Genomic DNA, 20580 nt, shown 5'->3' on the forward strand with positions numbered 1-20580 from the left:
GTTGATTAAGGGGAAACGTGCCGTTGGAGCCATTCGGTGTAAACCATCGAAGCGCCACGGGGTATGGTCGCCCCTTCAATCACTGAACTTATCAATAGCCACTTCCGCCCCTAGACTGAAGGATTGCCGATGGACTACTTCCCGATTTTCTGCCAACTGCAACATAAAGCCTGCCTGTTGGTCGGCGGTGGTGAAGTTGCCGAACGCAAGGCTCGCTTGCTGCTGGATGCGGGTGCGGTAATTACCGTCAATGCCTGTGAGTTTACGCCACAGTTTCACCACTGGGCGGAACAGGGGCTGCTCACATTAGTCTGCGGCGAATTTGTACCGGATTTGTTGGCAGAGAAGTGGCTGGTGATTGCAGCAACTGATCAGGTGGCAGTCAACGCCTTGGTCTATCAGAGCGCCAATCTACAGCGGGTGTTCTGCAATGTGGTGGATGACCCGAAACGCACCAGCTTTATCATGCCGTCCATCATTGATCGCTCGCCGATTATGATAGCGATATCTTCCGGCGGTAAAGCCCCTGTATTGGCGCGCTTGCTGCGCGAAAAACTCGAGGCAATGTTGCCACAGCATTTGGGCCAATTGGCACAATTGGCGGGCAATTTGCGCCAGCGGGTGAAGCAACATTTTACCGCGATGGCCGATCGCCGCCGCTTTTGGGAAAAACTGCTTACTCACGACCGCCTGGCGCAATCATTGGCTAACGACGATCAGCGACAAATCGAACAACATATTGAGCATCTGTTCAATGCGCCGCTGAGTGATCGCGGTGAGGTGGTTCTGGTGGGTGCCGGGCCGGGAGATGCCGGTTTGCTGACGTTAAAAGGGTTACAGCAGATCCAACAAGCAGACGTGGTGGTGTATGACCGGTTGGTGTCTGATGAGGTGATGAATCTGGTACGGCGCGATGCCGAGCGGATTTTTGTCGGAAAAGAGTCCGGCTACCATTGCGTTCCGCAAGAAAGTATCAATCAGCTCCTATTGCAACAGGCACAGCAGGGTAAACGAGTGGTACGCTTGAAAGGTGGTGACCCGTTTATTTTTGGCCGTGGCGGCGAAGAGTTGGAAACACTGGCAGAAGCGGGGATTCCGTTCTCGGTAGTGCCGGGAATTACCGCAGCTTCCGGCTGCTCCGCCTACAGCGGGATACCCCTGACTCACCGTGATCATGCGCAAAGTGTGCGTTTGATTACCGGTCATGCCAAAAAAGACGCTCAATTAGATTGGGCCAATCTGGCGGCAGAGAAACAAACGCTGGTGTTTTATATGGGGTTATCCCAGGCGGGAGAAATTCAGCAGCAACTGATTCAACATGGGATGCCGGCTACCACGTCTGTGGCATTGGTGGAAAATGGCACCTCGCGGCATCAACGTGTAGTCAGCGGCGAACTGAGCCAATTGGGATTACTGTCCCAGCAGGTCAACAGCCCTAGCCTGATCATCGTCGGTAGCGTGGTCCGTTTACGTGAAAAACTGAATTGGTTCTCCAGTACTGATCACAGCAAAACAGCGGAACAGGTAGAAAAGGTGGGTTAGGAAACCTTGCTGATGAAGGGGGCAAACCCCCTTCATATTATTGAGTCTTACGGATGGGCGACAAAACCGATAGCGTCGTACACTTTAGCTAATGTCTGTTGCGCGCGAGCACGCGCCTTGGCAGCCCCTTCACGCATCACTTCCTGCAAGAAAGCCTCGTCTTCACGATAAGTGTGATAACGCGCCTGTAGCTCTGTCAGCATGCCCGAGACAGCATCCGCCACGGCACCTTTCAAATGACCATACATCTGGCCTTCAAACTGTGCTTCCAGCTCAGGAACTGACTGACCCGTCACACCTGACAAGATATCCAGCAAGTTAGAAACACCGGCTTTCTTTTCTACGTCATAACGGATAACTGCTGGCTCGTCTGAGTCCGTCACCGCGCGCTTAATCTTTTTAACCACCGATTTCGGATCTTCCAGCAGTTCAATGACGTTATTGCGATTGTCATCAGATTTAGACATCTTTTTGGTCGGGTCTAGCAAAGACATTACCCGCGCACCGGCTTTCGGAATAAACGGCTCAGGGATTTTGAAAATATCACCATACAACGCATTGAATCGACCAGCGATATCGCGGCTCAGCTCCAGATGTTGCTTCTGGTCTTCACCGACTGGCACCTGATTAGTTTGATAGAGCAAAATATCCGCCGCCATCAATACAGGATAATCAAACAAACCGGCATTAATGTTTTCAGCATAGCGGGCTGACTTATCTTTGAACTGAGTCATTCGGCTCAATTCACCAAAATAGGTATAGCAGTTCAGCGCCCAGCTTAGCTGAGAGTGTTCAGGCACATGGGACTGAACGAAAATCGTACTCTTTTTCGGATCGATACCGCAAGCCAGATACAGCGCCAACGTATCTAAGGTTCTTTTGCGTAACTGCGCCGGATCTTGACGGGCAGTAATGGCATGCAGATCAACGATGCAATAAATGCACTCATAATCATCCTGCATCTGTACCCACTGACGCAGCGCACCCATGTAATTGCCAATGGTCAATTCGCCGGACGGTTGCGCGCCGCTAAATACGATAGGCTTGATTGGTTTACTGGATACAGTGGTTAATTCAGTGGGTTTACTCATTTTATACATCCTGATCTTTTAAAGACGACAGCCCGATGGCGGGCAACAGATCGGCAAAATGCTCCAGCACGCAATCGGGGTGACTGGTGGCAATAGCTTCGCCGTAGTTATATCCATAGGTCAGCCCAATACAAGGGCAACCCGCGGCCTGCGCAGCCATAATGTCATTACGCGAATCGCCGACAAACAGCATTTCGCTGGCGCGAAGGCCAAGTTTAGCTAACAGTAAATAGAGCGGGGCCGGATGCGGTTTTTTCACTACCACATCGTCGCCACCAATAATTACTGAGAAATAATCTGCGATACCCAGTGATGCCAGCAAAGGAGCAACAAACGGCGTCGGCTTATTGGTAATCAGCCCCATCGGCAAACCATGGGCTGCCAGTTGAGCCAGCGTAGCTTTCACTTGCGGGAATAGCTGGCTCCCCTGTTCAACCGTTTTGGCATAATAGTGATCAAACAGCTCACGGGTATGTGTGACTGACTGAGCATCCGGCTCATGACCTGCCCAGCGTAACGCACGCTCGACCAAAATATCAGCACCATTGCCAATCCAGGTGGATACCAGTGCGTTACCGGCAACCGGTAAGCCTTGATGCTGCAACGCCATATCAATAGCACTGGCAAGGCCTGGTGCGCTATCAACCAATGTACCGTCCAGATCGAACGCCACACCACGGATAGTATCGAATTTAGTCATGAGCAGACATCGCCAGCTCACTGCGCATAGCATCAATCACCGCAGCATAATCCGGTTGGCTGAAAATAGCTGAACCCGCTACAAACATATCAGCACCAGCCGCCGCAATCTGGCGAATATTGTCGACTTTCACCCCGCCATCCACTTCCAGGCGAATGTCATAGCCACTGGCATCAATCAATTTACGTACCTGACGTAACTTATTCAGTGTTTCAGGAATAAATGACTGGCCGCCGAAACCGGGGTTAACTGACATCAACAAGATGACATCCAGCTTATCCATTACATAATCAAGATAACTCAGCGGCGTAGCAGGGTTAAACACCAAGCCCGCCTTGCAGCCATTCTCTTTGATCAGTTGTAAGGTACGGTCGACGTGTTCAGAGGCTTCGGGATGGAATGAAATATACGTGGCACCCGCTTTGGCAAAATCCGGGACGATACGGTCAACCGGTTTTACCATCAGATGCACATCAATCGGCGCGGTAATACCATAGTCACGCAGGGCCTGACACACCATCGGCCCGATGGTCAGATTAGGAACGTAATGATTGTCCATCACATCAAAATGCACAACATCAGCCCCGGCCGCGAGCACCTTGGCGGTATCTTCACCCAAACGGGCAAAATCGGCTGACAGAATAGATGGGGCAATTAAAAACTTTTTCATCCGCGTCTCCAAACGTATCTCTTTGTTCTATAAAACATCTTCCTGACAGATGGCGCATCTACGTCAGGGGTTCTATTTCATAAACCATTGGGTTTGAATCTTTACCGAGCGGCATTCCCGCTCAGCTATACAGCGCCAAAAGCTCGTTCACTTTACTACGACCAAGAATATTACGGCTGATAGTACGGCGCGCTTTCACCACATGCAGTGACGCCTGATGATACCAATTGCGCGTCAGCTCTGTATCGTGGTTAGAAATCAGAACTGGAATCTTGCTTTCGGCCGAAAGTTGATAAGCCAGACGAGCCAGATTCTGTTGATCCACAATGCCAAAGTTATTGGTGTGATATGCCGTAAAATTCGCCGTCGCTGACAATGGCGCATACGGAGGATCGCAATAAACTACCGCCCCATGCACTGCTTTTAAGAGAGTTTCCTGATAATGCTCACAAACGAATACCGCATTTTGCGATTTTTCAGCAAACCAATAAAGCTCTACCTCAGGGAAATAAGGTTTTTTATAACGACCAAAAGGCACATTGAATTCACCGCTCAAATTATAACGACACAGGCCGTTATAACAATGGCGATTCAGATAGAGAAATAATAATGCGCGGCGATAAGCATCAGTACTGGCGTTAAACTCTTGACGCAGTAGGTAAAACTGCTCGGATTTATTGAAGTCGCCCGTAAACAAAACACGGGCGTCACGCACAAAATCATCAGTGCGTTCCTTCACGATATTGTAGAGGTTGATAAGATCGCTGTTGATATCGGCCAGTATGTAAGACTCATACTCAGTGTTAAGAAACACCGAACCCGCACCGACGAATGGCTCTATCAAGCAGTCTCCCGCTGGAAGATGGCGTCGTATGTCATCAACCAGCGGATATTTCCCACCAGCCCATTTTAAAAAAGCGCGGTTTTTCTTCATGCCGTCAGTTAGCTACTTAATAATTCAGAGCCGCAGATTGTACTCTGTTTCAAACAGCACATCAGCGCACAAATAAGAATGATTTATTTTTTAAGGTCTTGCTGCACTTGTTGTACAGGTTTAACCCACGGTTTTTTCGCCTGAACATCGGCTGGTAGCGTCGTGATGGCCCTTTTTGCATCAGCAGAAGAGGGGTAGTTACCACTTACTAAAATATACCAAGGTTTACCATCACGTTTAGTTTCATAGACATGATAGTCAGTTAATTTTTGCTGTTTAGCATAGACATTCAATGTGTCTGAGCGTGATGCGCTGCTCAGTTGTAACGTGAAATGGTTACCTGGTGCATTCTTTAAGGTACTACTGCTGCCAACGGAACCTGATTTGGTCACCGCAGATGCCGCTGGAGAAACCACGGTGGTCGGTTTTTTATGGTTGCTGGTTGGCAGCTTAGCTGCTGTCGTAGCTTGTTTCTGCGACGGGTGGGTAATGGTTTCACCCGTAGCCGGTGCCGGTGCTTTAGCCCCTTTTGAACCAGAAACCGTTGCAGGTGCCGTCGGCAAGGTGGATGTCTGACCGTCGTTCATATTCTGAGACAAGGTATCAACCTGCCCCTGAGTTTGAGAAAGTGCATCAGACATATTGCCTGGCAATTCAACACGCTGAGTCGGGCTGTTCGCCGAAGGCGGCACTGAAGCTTCAGTTGGCGTTGGCGAAATTGGCGGAGCACTAATATCCTGTGGCTGAGCCGAGTTCTTCACGCCATTGGCATCATGACCGTCGCTGGCATTGTTTGCTACACCGGGCTGAGTGTTATTGCCGCTAGTGAGTGAAGATGAATCAGACAGATTAATATTTCTCGCTGCATCAACATTCGGGTTTTGCTGGGATGCTTCATGCTCAGTCGGGGCTTTCAGGGCTGAACCGATGGCGATAATGATCAACAAAAGCACTAAAATGCCGATACCAATCATGATGTGTTGGCGTGAAACAGCAAGCTTAGGTCCGGCCGAGGACTTACGGGCACGTGTAGGACGACGGTCACTGCTATCTGGTTTCAGATCGTCTTCCGGCTTTAAATCATCCATCTAAACCCTCCAACTAGAGGCAAAAGCCCACCGCATTGATCACTGCGATCTGGCTGATTGATTTTACTGACTGCAAACAGGCTAAATCGCCCGTAGCAAAGGAATATGATGTTCTTATAGTACAACATCTTAGAACTTATGCGCATACCCTTCGTACTTGAAGCCGCAAAGGTACTAGCCACCCTCTCTTCCAAATCGCTAACTTGCGTCAGCTCAGCAGAATTATGAGCCTCACCAGGGATTACCCTGCGGGCCAGCACAAGTGTTGTTCAAAATGGTTTACAACCAATTTGCCTTTCCCTTGTTGCCTACAAGCTACTCCAATAACTATGGGTATCGAACATATAAATATCGGACTTATGCCATTTTTATAACTGGCAATCAGCTATCGATGCCAACACCGTGTCATGTGCAATACCGCTACGGATTTCTGATTTACCAATAGCCGTTGGCAGTACCAGACGAAGCTCGCCTGCCAGTACTTTTTTATCCCGCATCATATGCGGCAGATAAGACTCTGGTGTCATTTCCTGCGGCCCGCAGACCGGCAGACCGGCTCGTAACAGTAGTTGTTTGATACGCTCAACATCACTGGCTGAGAACTGACCTAATCGACGGGAGGTGTGTGCTGCCATCATCATTCCCGCAGCAACGGCTTCGCCGTGTAACCAGACGCCATAGCCCATTTCAGCCTCAATAGCATGACCATAAGTATGGCCCAAATTGAGTAATGCGCGCATACCGCTCTCTTCACGTTCATCGGCAGCAACAACATCGGCTTTTAATTCGCAGCAACGGCGGATGCAGTAAGCTAACGCTGACATATCCAGTGCGAGTAATGCATCGATATTATCTTCTAACCAATCAAAGAAAGCCGCATCAAGAATGATGCCATATTTGATAACTTCAGCCAGCCCGGAGGCAAGCTCACGCGAAGGGAGAGTGTTAAGGCAATTAAGGTCAACCACTACCGATGCTGGTTGATAGAACGCACCAATCATGTTCTTGCCCAGTGGATGATTTACTGCGGTTTTGCCACCGACAGAGGAATCCACCTGAGACAGTAAGGTAGTAGGAACTTGAATAAAGCGAACGCCGCGCTGATAGCAAGCCGCAGCAAAACCGGTCAGGTCGCCTACTACACCGCCACCTAAGGCAACAAGTGTAGTATCACGACCATGCGGTTTTTCCAGAAGGGCAGAAAATACCTGCTCCAGAACACTCAGAGATTTGTACTGCTCACCGTCAGGTAAAATCACCTGATCAACTTTAATGCCACTTTGTTCCAACACTGCCCGGAGCGAATCCAGATAGAGTGGAGCCAGCGTTTGGTTAGTTACCAGCATTACCTGGTCACCCGCCTTTAGTGGCGCAAAAGAGGCCGAATCATTGAACAATCCGGCAGCAATCGTAATGGGGTAACTACGTTCCCCTAACGTGACAGTAATCTTCTCCATGTCGCGCTCAGTAACCTTCTTAACTTACGCCCGGAGGCATTAGTAAAATGCTAAAATCAGTTACTTTCCAGCATGTTGATAATCTGGTTAGCAACAACTTTCGCGCTTTGATCGTCAGTGCGGATGGTGACATCTGCAATTTCTTCGTACAACGGATTACGTTCTTTTGCCAGTGCTTCTAACACTTCACGTGGAGGCGCATCAACCTGCAACAACGGACGTTTTTTGTCGCGCTGTGTACGGGCCAACTGCTTCTCGATTGTAGTTTCTAAATAAACCACAACGCCACGGGCTGACAAACGGTTACGGGTTTCTCTGGATTTAACAGAGCCACCACCGGTTGCCAGAACAATGCCTTGTTTTTCCGTCAGTTCATTAATAACTTTTTCTTCACGATCGCGGAAACCTTCTTCGCCTTCCACGTCGAATACCCAGCCCACGTCAGCTCCGGTACGTCGCTCAATTTCTTGATCAGAGTCGAAAAACTCCATATTGAGTTGCTGAGCTAACTGACGACCAATAGTGCTTTTGCCGGCACCCATAGGCCCAACCAGAAAGATATTGCGTTTCTCTGCCATGTTTTTGGTATTACTAAGACTATTCGTTAATGATAACCCGCCCCGCCAATCAAATCAGCGGCGGGACCTAAACTGAAACCTCATGAGCGATAGTGCGAGATCAGACGGAAAATTATCTCAGCACTTCTGGTAGTTTGGCAACCGAATAAATCGTTGTACACGTCGTGGGAGGGAAACCATACGTTTTTATCGGCGTATCAACGTTATTAAAACCTCGGAGCTCAATTCGGTAACCCTTGTAAGCTAAATCGGAGGCAGCGTCAAATTTAGAAGCCTCCTATCACACAAAAAGTTGCAGAAAGTCACCAAGATTGGTCTGTTTTCATAAAACACCCCCCCATAAGGCTCAAGCACTGATTAGCCTTGGCGTGATGAAAATCACTAACTCCCGCCGACTTTGTTGTTGGGTGTCTTGTTTGAACAGCGCGCCCAGCCAAGGGATATCGGCCAGGATGGGCACTTTATTAATTCCCTGACTATTTTTTTGCTGGAAAATCCCCCCAAGCACAATAGTTTCCCCATCGTTTACGGTTATTTGGGTTTTTATTTCCTGCTTATCTATTAATAAAGCTTCACTATCTCCGCGTTTAATTGCCATTCCGGGCATATTTTGGCTGATTTTCAAGTTTAGAGTAATCTTGCCATTACGCAGTATTTTCGGTGTCACTTCCATCCCTAATACTGCCTCTTTAAACTCAATAGTAGGCACCCCTTTTTTACCCCGCGAGACCGTATAAGGAATATCAGAACCTTGCTTGATACTGGCAGTTTGCTGATGGGATGTCACCAGCCGAGGGCTGGCAATAATATCAACCTGATTTTCTTGCTCCAGCGCGCTCAATTCCAGTTCCAGCAGACGCCCGCCGATACGGGCAACATTGAATCCAGCGCTGAGGGCGCTATTGGGGAGTGGCAAATTCACATTAAAATTATTCACTCTCAGCGCACGGGGCTGCGTTGCTTCGTCCATACCCCAACGCACACCAAGTTCATGCAAATTTTCCCGACTCATAGTTACGATGTGTGCCGCTAACTGCACTTGCTGTAAAGGCAAATCCATCTCTGCCAGCCAACTTTTCAATAGTGCTAAAGAGGCGGGAGTATCGCGAATTAATAATGTATTAGTACGTTTATCTACCACTACGCTACCCAGTGGCGATAGCAACCCACCTTCAGGAAGAGTCAAACTGTCGGCAACTTGTTCAGCATCAGCATACTGCAAGGCCAGTGAGAAATTATTTAGGGACTCAGATGCATCTTTCTGTTCCGCCCGTTGCTGTCTTTCTTGTATCTCCTGTTCGGTAAAAACCATCATTACCGACCCTTCGCGCTCTACTTTCAGACGGCCCATACGCAAAATAATCGCCAAAGCCTGCTCCCACGGAACATCCGCCAATCTCAGGCTGAGATTACCGTCAACCCCGGCGGCAATGACTAAATTCAGTTGCTGATAATCCGCCAGTGCCTGCAACACTACCGCTATCGGCGCATCTTGAAACTCCAGGGTTACCGGCGGCCCACTTTTTGCGCTAAAGGCACGACTTGTGAGTAATACCAGCAGCAGCATCATCACCCCAGCACTGAGTGTTGGGGTAAGCCCACTCCGGGTTTTCGTAGTAGAAACATTCATCAGACTAATTCCTTTTATGTCCTGTATATTTGAAACGGTAAGAGTGCTTATGCTGCCCAGCCAAGCTCTTTAGTGATGATAATAATCATCTAAAAAAACCCGTTAGTTAGTGCATCAGCAGCACCACTGGCTCCGACAATCCAGAGCAAAAGCCAACTAAGCCAGTATTCTGTAGGCTCACCTGCCGTGAGCCAATATGGGTAACTTGCCAAGTTGACAACAGCCGTGAGCCGACCACTAGCTTCTGCCAGCGGCCCTCTGGCCGCAGTATCCAACCAGAAGAGTAATCTCCTCCCCTGATAACCCCTTGTAATCGCCAATGAGTGAGTTTCTCCCGCTCACCATCACATGGCTGTGCTGATAGGTCCTGAAAAGGATTACGCCCTGTGGCGGTCAATAAGGGGTCGGCATAAGCCACAGGTGCCAGTGATACGATTATCAGAGAGACTATCTTTAGAGGCCCCATACCGTGCTCCCTTTGCCGCTACTCATTGACGCCACCTGCGAGATATTCTTTCAGGCTTAATTTCACCAACAGTACGGAATTATCACTATTAATCTCAACCAGCTGGGTCTGAACAGGGGTGGGGATTTCGGCTAGTTGACGAAATAAATGGAGTAATCCATAGAAATTGACCCGCAGAGTAGCGTGCCACTGTTGGTGCCTTATGGAATCCACTGCGGCCTCGCCAACTGGCCCGGATTGTCGCTGCCAGCGAATGACTTGCCCGCCAAACGGGGCAATCAATTCATCGGTCAGATGGGCCATTGAACTATCAAGTGACAACCACGATGCCTCCCTTTCTTTCAATACCATCATTTGCTGACGAACCAGAGAAAGTGAGGGTAACGGTGCCAAAGCCGCCTGATGATGATCAACCTGTTGCTGATGTTGAATAATCTTATCTGCGGTGAGCCTCTGCTGTTGCCATGCAGGACGTAATAACATGCCATAAGCCATTACACTTAAAAGCCCAAGAAAAACCCACTGCCCTATCAAGATTTGCCAACCCGGCCTATCCATCCAATGTTGCAGCCGCTTATTCATCACTACCTCTTTCATCACTATCTCTGTCCTGCCAGTCGGCCCAAACCGCAAAGCGAAAATTACCGTCATCCTGCTGAGCAATTTTTTGTAAATGCACTGTTGTGAAGAGAGGCGAGCGGCCTAAACGCACTACAAAGAGATTAATTGCGGCATAACTCTGGCTAATTACCTCAAAAACCACCTTATCGCCTTGTGGTATCAGGCTGACCAACCAGCAGCTATCTGGAATTTGCTGCGATAGCTGCTGCAATAATATTGAATATCGCTGGGCAAGTTGGTGGGCCTGACGATAAATCTGAGCGCGCTGTTCCCGATGCCGTAGTTGTGCCATTGCCTGTTGCACCTCTTGATGGTGCTGGCCTAAGGCTATTTGCTGCTGGGATAGCGCTGCCAGACGGATTTGTTGGCTGAAATTTACTACCCGTGATTGCAGTTGTATTACAACCAGTAGGATGGCTAAAAATAGGCATTGGCATAAACCTAGATTGCGCCAAAAACGGTAACGGGATGATTGACGTTCTGCACGCCATAACGAAAAATTAACTTGATACATCAGTCGTCTGCCGGGCGTAATGCCAGCCCTCCGGCCAGAATAAATGCAGCGGGAGATCGCGGCAGTGGCGGTTGATACTGGGCAAAAGCCGTAAAGGGTGACCAGCCGGTGGTATTTTCAACCGGGGCATCATCCACCACATTACTGTAATACACCGTTATCGGTATTCCACTCTGCTCGGGATAACGCGCCTGAAGTTGTCTCAGCAACGTCGGTAATGGATTGAATGTAGTAGGCGGCTGGCCTGGTGCTACATCCTCTGAGTCGGCTGCTACCACACCAAAGTCAAACGGCATGTCAGCCGATGACACCCACAGCCACTCACTCTCCAAACGGTGAACCAACCAATATGGTCCCGATAATCCTGCCGCCATCGCCATATAACGAAGAGCGCAGGGGGTAATATCAATCATATCGGAAGGTAAACCCGCTTGATGCAAGCACGCCTGCCATTGCTGAACTTCTGACTGACGGGCGGCGGTGATGATTAACTCACTACTGGCTGTGGTTTCACTACGATAATCGAGGGCTAAAGCCTGACTGCCGAGCGGAAAGACCTTACTTGCTGCGGCTTTGATAAAACCATCACGCTGCGGTTCGCGTAAACGCCGGTCCGGTGTCGGAATAGTGTGTTGCAATATGCGCTGTGCGGGCAATGCGATACGTAATGAAATATGTTTTGGTAATTGTTTACGCAATAATTTGAGTTTGTCGCTAACCATATCTGGCTGTTGTAAAATACCCTCCCGCAAAACGCCAGAAGGTAAGGTTTGATGCCACCAGTAGCGCAGTTGCCAGCCATAGCGGCGTCTGACAACAGCCAAAGCACGTATAGCATCTATTTGAATATCTAGCCCAACCTGCCAATATTGTGAGTACATCTTTGTCGACCTCCATGTCGAGAGACAATAAAAGAACGTATCCATGTTACGGGCTTGCCTTTATACTACGGCGCGGTTGTTTATAAACTGCCCAATTGACATTGAATGGGAAATCTCAGGTGAAGTTCGTAAAGTATTTTTTGATCCTTACAGTGTGTTGCATTTTACTGGGAGCAGCCTCGATATTTGGCCTGTACAAATATATTGAGCCACAGCTACCCGATGTTGCCACGCTGAAAGATGTCCGGCTGCAAACACCTATGTTGGTGTATAGCGCCGAAGGCGAATTGATCGCTCAATACGGTGAAAAACGCCGTATCCCGTTGACATTAAAACAAATTCCACCAGAAATGGTGCATGCATTTATTGCTACGGAAGATAGCCGATTCTATGAGCATCACGGTGTGGACCCGGTTGGGATCCTACGTGCTGCCTCAATTGCTATGGTTTCTGGGCGTGCCTCACAAGGGGCAAGTACCATTACCCAGCAATTGGCTCGCAACTTCTTCTTAAGCCCGGAACGGACTTTGATACGTAAAATCAAGGAAGCCTTTCTGGCCATTCGTATCGAACAATTACTGACCAAAGATGAAATCCTTGAACTGTACCTGAACAAGATTTATCTCGGCTACCGTGCCTATGGTGTCGGTGCGGCAGCTCAGGTCTATTTCGGCAAAGAAGTCAATGAGTTGACCCTCAGCCAGATGGCGATGATCGCCGGTTTGCCAAAAGCGCCATCCACCTTCAACCCGCTCTATTCACATGACAGAGCAGTGGCACGCCGTAACGTAGTGCTCTCGCGTATGCTGGATGAAAAGTACATCACCCAGGCGCAGTACGATCAGGCGCGCAGTGAAGATCTGGTTGCCAACTACCATGCTCCGCAAATCGCCTTCTCAGCGCCTTATCTGTCAGAAATGGTGCGGCAGGAGATGATTAAGCGTTACGGTGAGAATGCCTATACCGACGGCTATCAGGTCTATACCACCATAACCAGAAAGCTCCAGTTGGCGGCGGTCGACTCATTGCGTGCCAATGTGCTGGCTTATGATATGCGCCATGGTTATCGAGGCCCGTCCAATGTGTTGTGGAAAGTGGGCGAAAGCGCATGGGGCCGCGAGCAGATTATCGATTCACTGAAAACCTTGCCGGTCTATGGCCCACTGCTGCCTGCGGTGGTGACCGAAGCTAATACGACGCAAGCAACGGCACTGTTGGCAGATGGCAGCAACGTGACCTTACCAATGTCCGGCATGCGTTGGGCACGTCCGTTTAAATCGGATAACGCCCAAGGGCCAACACCAAAACAAGTGACCGATGTGGTGCAGCCTGGCCAGCAGATTTGGGTAAGAAAAGTAGAAGATAATTGGTGGCTGGCACAGGTGCCGGACGTCAACTCAGCCTTGGTTTCTATCGATCCAAACAATGGTGCGGTTAAAGCGCTGGTCGGCGGTTTTGACTTTAACCAAAGTAAATTTAACCGTGCGACACAGGCACTACGCCAGGTCGGTTCGAATATCAAACCCTTCCTGTATACCGCGGCAATGGACAAAGGTCTGACGCTGGCAACCATCCTCAATGACCTGCCAATTACACGCTGGGATGCGGGTGCAGGCACCGATTGGCGGCCAAAAAATTCACCACCGACTTACGACGGCCCAATTCGTTTACGCCAAGGTTTAGGTCAATCGAAGAACGTGGTGATGGTGCGGGCAATGCGTGCCATGGGTGTGGATTATGCGGCTGAATACCTGCAACGCTTTGGTTTCCCAGCACAAAATATTGTGCACTCAGAATCCCTGGCATTAGGTTCCGCCTCCTTTACGCCATTGCAGTTAGTCCGTGGTTATGCCGTGTTGGCAAACGGCGGCTATCTGGTCGATCCCTATTTCATCACCAAGATAACTGATGATGTGGGCAATGTGCTGTTCGAAGAGAAACCGAAGATTGTCTGTGAAGAGTGTAACTTACCGGTTATTTACGGTGACACTCAGCGCTCAGTTGTTCTGTCTGATGATAACATCGAAAACGTCGCCACCTCGCAGAACAATAACGCCAGTAATGTGCCAATGCCTGAGTTAGAAAAAGTGACGCCCGAACAGGCCAAGCTCAACGGTGACCAGCAATACGCACCCCATGTGATAAGCACGCCGTTGGCCTTTTTGATTCGTGATGCGTTGAACTCAAATATCTTCGGGGAACCGGGTTGGATGGGTACCGGCTGGCGTGCCGGGCGTGACCTGAAACGCAAGGATATTGGCGGTAAAACCGGTACCACTAACAACTCAAAAGATGCTTGGTTCTCTGGCTACGGCCCGGATACCGTGACCTCCGTCTGGATTGGCTTCGATGACCATCGCCGCGACTTAGGCCGCAGCTCTGCATCAGGGGCCATATCAGATCAGATCTCTGGTGCTGAAGGTGGGGCGAAGAGTGCACAACCTGCATGGGATGACTTTATGAAAGCGGCCCTTGAAGGTTTGCCAGAAAAACCGGTTTCTCCACCGCCGGGTATTGTCAGCGTAGTGATTGATAAGCAGACGGGTAAGTTATCCAGTGGCGGACCAGGCAGTCGTTCAGAGTACTTTATCGAGGGGACACAACCCACCGAGTATTCAGTACATGAAGCAGGGACGACTCTAATGGATAACGGGCAGACTCACGAGTTGTTCTGATGGAGTTGTTCTGTAAACGCTGATGGCCTGAGTATCAAGACGGAGCAGCGCCAATAAAAAAGCCGGGAGCTCGTAACAGAGTCCCGGCTTTTTTATCTCTGACCATTACTTATTAAGAAATGCCTGAGCCAGAAAAAGGGCACTAACATTACGGGCCTCGCGAAAATCAGGCTCATCCAGCAGTGCCATCATATTGGCGATCGGCCAGCGGACTTGTGGCAGGGGTTCCGGCTCGTCACCCTCCAGACTTTGTGGATAGAGGTTATGAGCAATAACAATATTCATTTTGCTAGAGAAATAGGACGGAGCCATCGTCAGCTTACTGAGATAATCAAAGCTTTTAGCACCAAAGCCAACCTCTTCCATCAGTTCACGATTCGCCGCCTCCAGCACACCTTCGCCCGGATCAATCAACCCTTTGGGGAAGCCCAGCTCATACTCTTCAATACCCACGGCATATTCACGAATCAGCAGGAGATCATCGCCAATAATCGGCACTATCATCACCGCTTCACGGTTTGATGGCCGCATTCGTTCATAAACGCGTTGTACGCCATTACTGAACTCCAGATCCACCGCTTCAACAGTAAACAAGCGGGAGTGGGCAACCGTTTCTATTTTAAGAATTTTAGGTTTTTGCAGGTGTTTCATGATAGCCCCAATTTAAATACTCACCGCCTATCGGACTTGCATCAGGATAACCAGAGCTATTTTATGGTTACTTAGTAAGCCACTTTTTGCCGATAACGATTAACCCAACACTTTATACTGGAATTTATTAGAACTTGATCACATTGTGCGTTAGTGAGAACCTTTATCGCAATCTCAGTTAGATATAATTTACCTGTTTTTAACATGACGTCGAGTTTAGTCAAGATTCAACCGGTTAAATTTCATCCTACCCTCACTCAACACACGTTAAAAAATGTGTTTGAAAATAGGATTATGCTGATATTACCGCTGTTTTAGCCTTGCTATCCTTATCAATCTACGGGCAGTTTAAGAGCACTTGCATTAGGTTTTTTGATGAATAATAGCGTGTAAAATGCTAGTTCACTGAATGACTCTGTTATATGCCTTGGTACTGTTTTTACGCATAATATGCATTCTTTCATAGAGTTGACGTAAGTCAGAGGCGCTCGGATGGGGATGGGATGAGCACAATAGTCTTAATATTGGCCTTACTGTTGACCAGTCTGATCGCGGTAGGTTTGTTATGGTGGTTCCGATTCCGCCACCCCGCCCCCGTAACTGCAATACTGCCGTTCGCTAAACCTATTCACCGTAAACTCACCGCGGAAGAACGGGTTAATATTGAGAATTATCTGCTCGGTCAGCAAGAGAAGCTCGGATTCAAATCCCAGTCAACTTTTGACACCCGCACACTGACGAACAGCAATCTTGCGCCAGCAAAGCTGACTCTAACTCCACAAAGCGAAAATGTTTATTCGGTTACCCGCGCCATCACCCGCTACGGCGTGGCGAGTGACGAACCCAATAAATGGCGTTATTACCTTGATTCGATTGAAGTTCACCTACCGGCTTCGTGGGAACAATATATCGCTCAGGATAATGACGTAGAACTTATCCAAACGCAGACGATTCCTTTGGTGATCTCCCTTAATGGGCATACGCTTAAAAATCACCAGGCTGAGAATAGCTACCAGCCTATCTTGCCTTCTCCAGCGCAAAATGCCTCAATCCGCAAAGCGGACAGCGAACATATAGAGCTGTTGAATATCCGCAAGGAAACACCCGAAGAATATGCCTTACATGGTGCTAATGGCTTAAAAGAAGCCGCTGCGATCTGTCTGGCATTGTTATTACTGTTTTTCGCACTCACCGGTCCGGCGGTTACACTGCCCTGGCTGATTATTGTGGCGATAACGTTAACCGGTTGGGCATGCTGGAATATGTTCCGCCCGTTATCTGAAAAAGATTTGCGTGAAGTCCATTGCTTGAGCGGTACGCCAAAGCGCTGGGGGCTGTTTGGTGAATCGAACCAAGGGCAGATGAATAACATCTCGCTCGGGATTGTCGACCTGATTTATCCGGCCCATTGGGGGCCCTATTTTGCTCATGACCTGGGCAAGAAAACCAACATTGATATCTATCTCAACCGTCAGGTCGTGCGTCAGGGGCCTTTTTTATCCCTGCATGACGAAATGAAACATTTCCCGTTACAGCGCTGGGGGAAAAACCTGACGCTTATTGCCGGCTCACTGTTAATAATGGTGTTATTGCTAATCTATGTGCCGCTCAGCTTGCCATTGAAATTGAGTATTGCCTGGTTGCAAGGCGCACAAAGCCAGCAAGTTACTAGTGTTGAAGCTCTGGATAAAATGCCTCTGCGCATCGGCGATATGCTGAAAGCTCAGGGTACCGGTATGTGTTATGTCCCGCCGAATACTCAAAATCCGCATAGTTTTGTTTTTACGCCGTTTGATTGTTCTGGGATCTATTGGAATAACGCAGCACCACTGCCACAACCTGAATCTGACACCATTGAAAAAGCCGCCGCACTGGTGGCAACAGTCAATCAGCAGTTGCATCCGCAAGGTACTGGTGCCAACGTCAACCCACAGTTGGCAACCGCCATTGAAAAATCTGGCATGATTTTACTGAATGATTTTGCAGATATCGTTTTAAAAACACAGGCATTATGCGGTGGAGATAGCGACTGTGTCCGCCTGAAAAATGCCTTGGTTAACTTAGGTAATGCCAAGAATTGGCCGGGGCTGGTTAAACGAGCACAATCTGGCACATTGAAAGGGATGAATGTGCTGTTGCGCCCAGTCAGTGCCGATACCCTGGAAAGTCTGGTTAAAACCGCTACCTCATCGTTTGTTTATCGTGAAACGCATTTGGCAACTGAAGCATTAAATAGCCCGCCGCCGGGTGGCTTCTTGCTAACCAGTGATGAAGGTAAGCAGTTAGTTAATCACCCTGCCCCTGCCGTCCCCATGTTTGATTACAGCGCACTGGAGCAGTGGCGGGAATTACAACGGCTCTCCGGGCTGCTACTTAATACTCAGTTTAAGGCAGAAGGCATCATTACCAATATCACCATTGATGCCAATGGCACACGGCATATCGCGCTACACAGTGAGCCGGATATCGTCACACTCGGTCGCTATCTGGGTACCAGCCTATTGCTGCTAATACTGATTGCCTGTCTGGCCGTGAATATCACTTTATTAATTCAACGGATACTACGAAACCGTAACCGGATGGATAATATTCAACGCTATTATGATAATTGTTTTAACCAAACCCTCACTCCCGCGCCTTTCCTGCGTTAGCTTTCTTTCAGGCCATATCATTCATCTCTGGCTGGCTCTGTAACTTTGATATGCTAGGCTAACTTTATCTGTGGCTGTTATCGGGACATCACCCTGATGGCGCTGGTATTCGTTGTAACCCGTATTATTTGTTTGCATAAAAATAATGTGATTGTGGAGCCGCTATGCCCCCAGAATTTAATTGGCAAGAGATTGATACCGTGCTGTTGGACATGGATGGCACCCTGTTGGATTTGGAGTTCGATAGCCATTTCTGGCTAAAGCAGGTGCCGGAAACCCTTAGCCAACACCGAGGGATCCCGCTGGAGCAGGCCCACAAAATTATTCATGATGAATACTTGGCAGTGCAACATACCTTAAACTGGTATTGCTTCGATTATTGGAGTGAACGGTTGGACTTAGATATTTACGCCATGACCACGGCTGCGGGTAACCGGGTTCGTCTGCGCCAGGATACTGAGCCGTTTTTGTCCAGTTTACGCCAGCAAGGGTTACAAACCATTTTGCTCACCAACGCCCATCCACACAGTCTGGCAGTCAAAATTGAGCATACTGCACTTGACCAGCACCTTGATTTATTACTTTCCACCCATACATTTGGTTATCCGAAGGAAGATCAACGACTGTGGCAAGCTGTCGCGCAGCATACCGGGCTGAATCCGGCCAGAACCTTATTCGTCGATGACAGTGAAACGATTCTGGATGCCGCGCGCACATTCGGTATCCGCTACTGTCTGGGTATAGAAAACCCGGATTCCAGTTGTGCTGACAAAGCATTTCACAGCCACCCTGCAATCAATGATTACCGTAAGCTATTACCCGCGCTACAGTTACGTGGTGACTAAAAAGATGTTTAGCCCTATAGCCTAAATAATTCGCGTTGCAACAAGGCGACCAACACGCATGCGACGTGAAATATGACGGAGATAACAGGCAGGAGTATTCATGAAGGATAAAGCAGTTTCTGACGAATCGGTTCGGCTGGATAAATGGCTTTGGGCAGCCCGGTTTTATAAAACCAGAGCAATCGCCCGGGAAATGGTGGATGGCGGTAAAGTCCACTACAACGGCCAGCGCGGTAAACCGAGCAAGTTGGTTGAACTGAATGCTGAAATCCGCCTGCGTCAGGGCAATGATGAACGCACGGTGCGGGTATTGGCATTACACGGTCAACGCCGTGGTGCAAGCGAAGCACAGGCATTGTATGAAGAGACTGAAGCCAGTATTGCCAATCGCGATAAGGTGGCACAGGCGCGTAAACTGAATGCCCTGACCATGCCACATCCTGACCGACGGCCGGATAAAAAAGAGCGTCGCAACCTGATCAAATTTAAACAAGGCGAGTCTGAGTAAACCCTATAGATTTCAACATGCAGGACGGCAGCCCACACACCTGCAACTTGAAAGATGACGGCTTTGCTTGCAGCCAGAAAGAGAGAAAACTATGTCTAATCACGACCAATTACACCGCTATCTGTTTGCTAACCATGCTGTGCGCGGTGAGCTGGTTTCAGTCAATGAAACCTACCAGCAAGTATTAGCCAATCATGATTACCCACCAGCGGTACAAAAACTGTTGGGTGAGATGTTGGTCGCAACCAGTTTACTGACCGCCACGCTCAAGTTTGATGGTGATATTACCGTGCAGTTACAAGGAGGGGATGGCCCATTGTCACTGGCAGTGATTAACGGTAATAACCAGCAGCAGATGCGGGGTGTCGCCCGCTTTAAAGGTGAAATCAGCGATGAAAGCACACTGAAAGAGATGGTCGGCAACGGCTATCTGGTTATCACTATCACCCCGGCAAAGGGCGAGCGCTATCAGGGTGTGGTCGCACTGGAAGGGGAGACTATCGCCGCCTGTCTGGAAAATTACTTTATGCAGTCGGAACAATTACCAACACGCCTGTTTATTCGTACCGGCAGTGTGGAAGGTAAAGCCGCTGCGGGCGGGATGTTGCTGCAAGTGTTACCAGCCGAAGAGCGCAATGAAGATGAGTTTGATCACCTGGCACAGCTTACCACTACCATCAAAGCTGAGGAGCTATTTACGCTGCCAGCGAATGAAGTGCTGTATCGTTTATATCATCAGGAAGAAGTGACGTTATATGAGCCGCAAAACGTCAGTTTCTGCTGCACCTGTTCCCGCGAGCGTTGTGCTGATGCATTAGTCACACTGTCGGAAGATGACATCACCGAAATGCTGGAACAAGATGGCAATATTGATATGCATTGTGAGTATTGCGGCAATCACTACCTGTTTGATGCCGTTGATATCGCCTCATTAAAGAGTGGTAACAGCACTTCCTCAGGACAAATTCATTAATAAGCATAATGATTGGTTGGGTGCTGACTCGTGCCCAGCTATTTCTTCTGGCGTTTCATACTTGCGACAATCCGTGTCCTATCTCTCATAACCTAGCGAAAAATA

At 48.9% G+C, this 20580-nt stretch carries 20 protein-coding genes; 6 read left to right on the forward strand and 14 right to left on the reverse strand.

From position 1 onward, the window contains the following. The first annotated feature begins 129 nt into the window (after nt 1-129). A complete protein-coding gene (gene cobA, locus A6J66_015565) occupies nt 130-1542 on the forward strand; it encodes a uroporphyrinogen-III C-methyltransferase (protein ID PNM25470.1) in 1413 nt (470 codons plus the stop codon). A 47-nt stretch (nt 1543-1589) separates the two neighbouring features. Here the strand turns inward: cobA and trpS are convergent, their stop codons facing one another. The 13 genes from trpS to A6J66_015630 all read right to left on the reverse strand — a co-directional run bounded on the left by trpS (nt 1590) and on the right by A6J66_015630 (nt 12172). Then, nucleotides 1590-2633 carry a tryptophan--tRNA ligase gene (trpS, locus tag A6J66_015570; GenBank protein PNM25471.1) on the reverse strand — a complete coding sequence of 348 codons (1044 nt, stop codon included), beginning with the start codon at nt 2631-2633 and terminating at the stop codon, nt 1590-1592. A 1-nt stretch (nt 2634) separates the two neighbouring features. Further along, entirely contained in the window at nt 2635-3333 is a 699-nt protein-coding gene (locus A6J66_015575) for a phosphoglycolate phosphatase (GenBank protein PNM25472.1), read from the reverse strand. Continuing rightward, nucleotides 3326-4003 (reverse strand): ribulose-phosphate 3-epimerase, encoded by a 678-nt coding sequence (locus tag A6J66_015580; GenBank protein PNM25473.1) that lies wholly within the window; start codon nt 4001-4003, stop codon nt 3326-3328. Before A6J66_015580 ends, A6J66_015575 begins: the two co-directional genes overlap by 8 nt. Before the next feature lie 121 nt (nt 4004-4124). Continuing rightward, the gene (locus A6J66_015585) at nt 4125-4937 is read right to left on the reverse strand and encodes an adenine-specific DNA-methyltransferase (GenBank protein ID PNM25474.1); all 813 of its coding nucleotides are present in this window, start codon (nt 4935-4937) and stop codon (nt 4125-4127) included. Nucleotides 4938-5020: 83 nt separating this feature from the next. Beyond that, on the reverse strand, nt 5021-6025 hold the full coding sequence (locus tag A6J66_015590; GenBank protein PNM25475.1) for an SPOR domain-containing protein: 1005 nt from the start codon (nt 6023-6025) through the stop codon (nt 5021-5023). Then, nucleotides 6013-6285: a hypothetical protein gene (locus A6J66_015595; protein ID PNM25476.1), complete on the reverse strand. Its 273-nt coding sequence runs from the start codon at nt 6283-6285 to the stop codon at nt 6013-6015. The genes A6J66_015590 and A6J66_015595 overlap by 13 nt, the downstream gene beginning before the upstream one ends. Before the next feature lie 108 nt (nt 6286-6393). Further along, nucleotides 6394-7482, reverse strand: a complete 1089-nt coding sequence (locus tag A6J66_015600) for a 3-dehydroquinate synthase (GenBank protein PNM25477.1) — start codon at nt 7480-7482, stop codon at nt 6394-6396. Between the two features lie 56 nt (nt 7483-7538). Then, on the reverse strand, nt 7539-8060 hold the full coding sequence (locus A6J66_015605) for a shikimate kinase (protein PNM25478.1): 522 nt from the start codon (nt 8058-8060) through the stop codon (nt 7539-7541). A gap of 346 nt (nt 8061-8406) precedes the next feature. Further along, on the reverse strand, nt 8407-9627 hold the full coding sequence (gene hofQ, locus A6J66_015610; protein ID PNM27035.1) for a DNA transporter HofQ: 1221 nt from the start codon (nt 9625-9627) through the stop codon (nt 8407-8409). A 169-nt stretch (nt 9628-9796) separates the two neighbouring features. Continuing rightward, on the reverse strand, nt 9797-10108 hold the full coding sequence (locus tag A6J66_015615; GenBank protein ID PNM27036.1) for a DUF2531 domain-containing protein: 312 nt from the start codon (nt 10106-10108) through the stop codon (nt 9797-9799). Between the two features lie 66 nt (nt 10109-10174). Then, complete coding sequence (locus A6J66_015620; protein PNM27037.1) at nt 10175-10690, reverse strand: pilus assembly protein PilO; 516 nt, start codon at nt 10688-10690, stop codon at nt 10175-10177. A 40-nt stretch (nt 10691-10730) separates the two neighbouring features. Next, nucleotides 10731-11291 (reverse strand): pilus assembly protein PilN, encoded by a 561-nt coding sequence (locus A6J66_015625; protein ID PNM25479.1) that lies wholly within the window; start codon nt 11289-11291, stop codon nt 10731-10733. Continuing rightward, complete coding sequence (locus A6J66_015630; protein ID PNM25480.1) at nt 11291-12172, reverse strand: pilus assembly protein HofM; 882 nt, start codon at nt 12170-12172, stop codon at nt 11291-11293. The genes A6J66_015625 and A6J66_015630 overlap by 1 nt, the downstream gene beginning before the upstream one ends. 119 nt (nt 12173-12291) lie before the next feature. Here A6J66_015630 and A6J66_015635 point away from each other — a divergent pair, with 119 nt between their 5' ends. Next, the gene (locus A6J66_015635; GenBank protein PNM25481.1) at nt 12292-14847 is read left to right on the forward strand and encodes a carboxypeptidase/penicillin-binding protein 1A; all 2556 of its coding nucleotides are present in this window, start codon (nt 12292-12294) and stop codon (nt 14845-14847) included. Between the two features lie 105 nt (nt 14848-14952). On the opposite strand, the gene A6J66_015640 is transcribed toward A6J66_015635, so the two are convergent. Then, on the reverse strand, nt 14953-15498 hold the full coding sequence (locus A6J66_015640) for an ADP compounds hydrolase NudE (protein PNM25482.1): 546 nt from the start codon (nt 15496-15498) through the stop codon (nt 14953-14955). 503 nt (nt 15499-16001) lie between these two features. Here A6J66_015640 and A6J66_015645 point away from each other — a divergent pair. From A6J66_015645 to A6J66_015660, 4 genes are all read left to right on the forward strand, one after another. After that, entirely contained in the window at nt 16002-18149 is a 2148-nt protein-coding gene (locus A6J66_015645) for an intracellular growth attenuator family protein (GenBank protein ID PNM25483.1), read from the forward strand. Between the two features lie 164 nt (nt 18150-18313). Beyond that, complete coding sequence (locus A6J66_015650) at nt 18314-18994, forward strand: GMP/IMP nucleotidase (GenBank protein PNM25484.1); 681 nt, start codon at nt 18314-18316, stop codon at nt 18992-18994. 100 nt (nt 18995-19094) lie between these two features. Beyond that, on the forward strand, nt 19095-19502 hold the full coding sequence (locus A6J66_015655; protein ID PNM25485.1) for a heat-shock protein: 408 nt from the start codon (nt 19095-19097) through the stop codon (nt 19500-19502). A gap of 91 nt (nt 19503-19593) precedes the next feature. After that, nucleotides 19594-20475 (forward strand): Hsp33 family molecular chaperone HslO, encoded by an 882-nt coding sequence (locus A6J66_015660; protein PNM25486.1) that lies wholly within the window; start codon nt 19594-19596, stop codon nt 20473-20475. Nucleotides 20476-20580: the final 105 nt, after the last annotated feature.

Origin of the sequence: Yersinia enterocolitica, from assembly GCA_002082245.2 — a bacterium.
In the GTDB taxonomy this organism is placed as follows: Bacteria; Pseudomonadota; Gammaproteobacteria; order Enterobacterales; family Enterobacteriaceae; genus Yersinia; species Yersinia enterocolitica_E.

Bases quoted from the DNA above. Each gene is read 5' to 3' on its own strand.
- cobA (PNM25470.1), top strand. From the start codon at position 130: ATGGACTACTTCCCGATTTTCTGCCAACTGCAACATAAAGCCTGCCTG.
- trpS (PNM25471.1), bottom strand. From the start codon at position 2,633: ATGAGTAAACCCACTGAATTAACCACTGTATCCAGTAAACCAATCAAG.
- A6J66_015575 (PNM25472.1), bottom strand. From the start codon at position 3,333: ATGACTAAATTCGATACTATCCGTGGTGTGGCGTTCGATCTGGACGGT.
- A6J66_015580 (PNM25473.1), bottom strand. From the start codon at position 4,003: ATGAAAAAGTTTTTAATTGCCCCATCTATTCTGTCAGCCGATTTTGCC.
- A6J66_015585 (PNM25474.1), bottom strand. From the start codon at position 4,937: ATGAAGAAAAACCGCGCTTTTTTAAAATGGGCTGGTGGGAAATATCCG.
- A6J66_015590 (PNM25475.1), bottom strand. From the start codon at position 6,025: ATGGATGATTTAAAGCCGGAAGACGATCTGAAACCAGATAGCAGTGAC.
- A6J66_015600 (PNM25477.1), bottom strand. From the start codon at position 7,482: ATGGAGAAGATTACTGTCACGTTAGGGGAACGTAGTTACCCCATTACG.
- A6J66_015605 (PNM25478.1), bottom strand. From the start codon at position 8,060: ATGGCAGAGAAACGCAATATCTTTCTGGTTGGGCCTATGGGTGCCGGC.
- hofQ (PNM27035.1), bottom strand. From the start codon at position 9,627: ATGCTGCTGCTGGTATTACTCACAAGTCGTGCCTTTAGCGCAAAAAGT.
- A6J66_015625 (PNM25479.1), bottom strand. From the start codon at position 11,291: ATGTATCAAGTTAATTTTTCGTTATGGCGTGCAGAACGTCAATCATCC.
- A6J66_015630 (PNM25480.1), bottom strand. From the start codon at position 12,172: ATGTACTCACAATATTGGCAGGTTGGGCTAGATATTCAAATAGATGCT.
- A6J66_015640 (PNM25482.1), bottom strand. From the start codon at position 15,498: ATGAAACACCTGCAAAAACCTAAAATTCTTAAAATAGAAACGGTTGCC.
- A6J66_015645 (PNM25483.1), top strand. From the start codon at position 16,002: ATGAGCACAATAGTCTTAATATTGGCCTTACTGTTGACCAGTCTGATC.
- A6J66_015650 (PNM25484.1), top strand. From the start codon at position 18,314: ATGCCCCCAGAATTTAATTGGCAAGAGATTGATACCGTGCTGTTGGAC.
- A6J66_015655 (PNM25485.1), top strand. From the start codon at position 19,095: ATGAAGGATAAAGCAGTTTCTGACGAATCGGTTCGGCTGGATAAATGG.
- A6J66_015660 (PNM25486.1), top strand. From the start codon at position 19,594: ATGTCTAATCACGACCAATTACACCGCTATCTGTTTGCTAACCATGCT.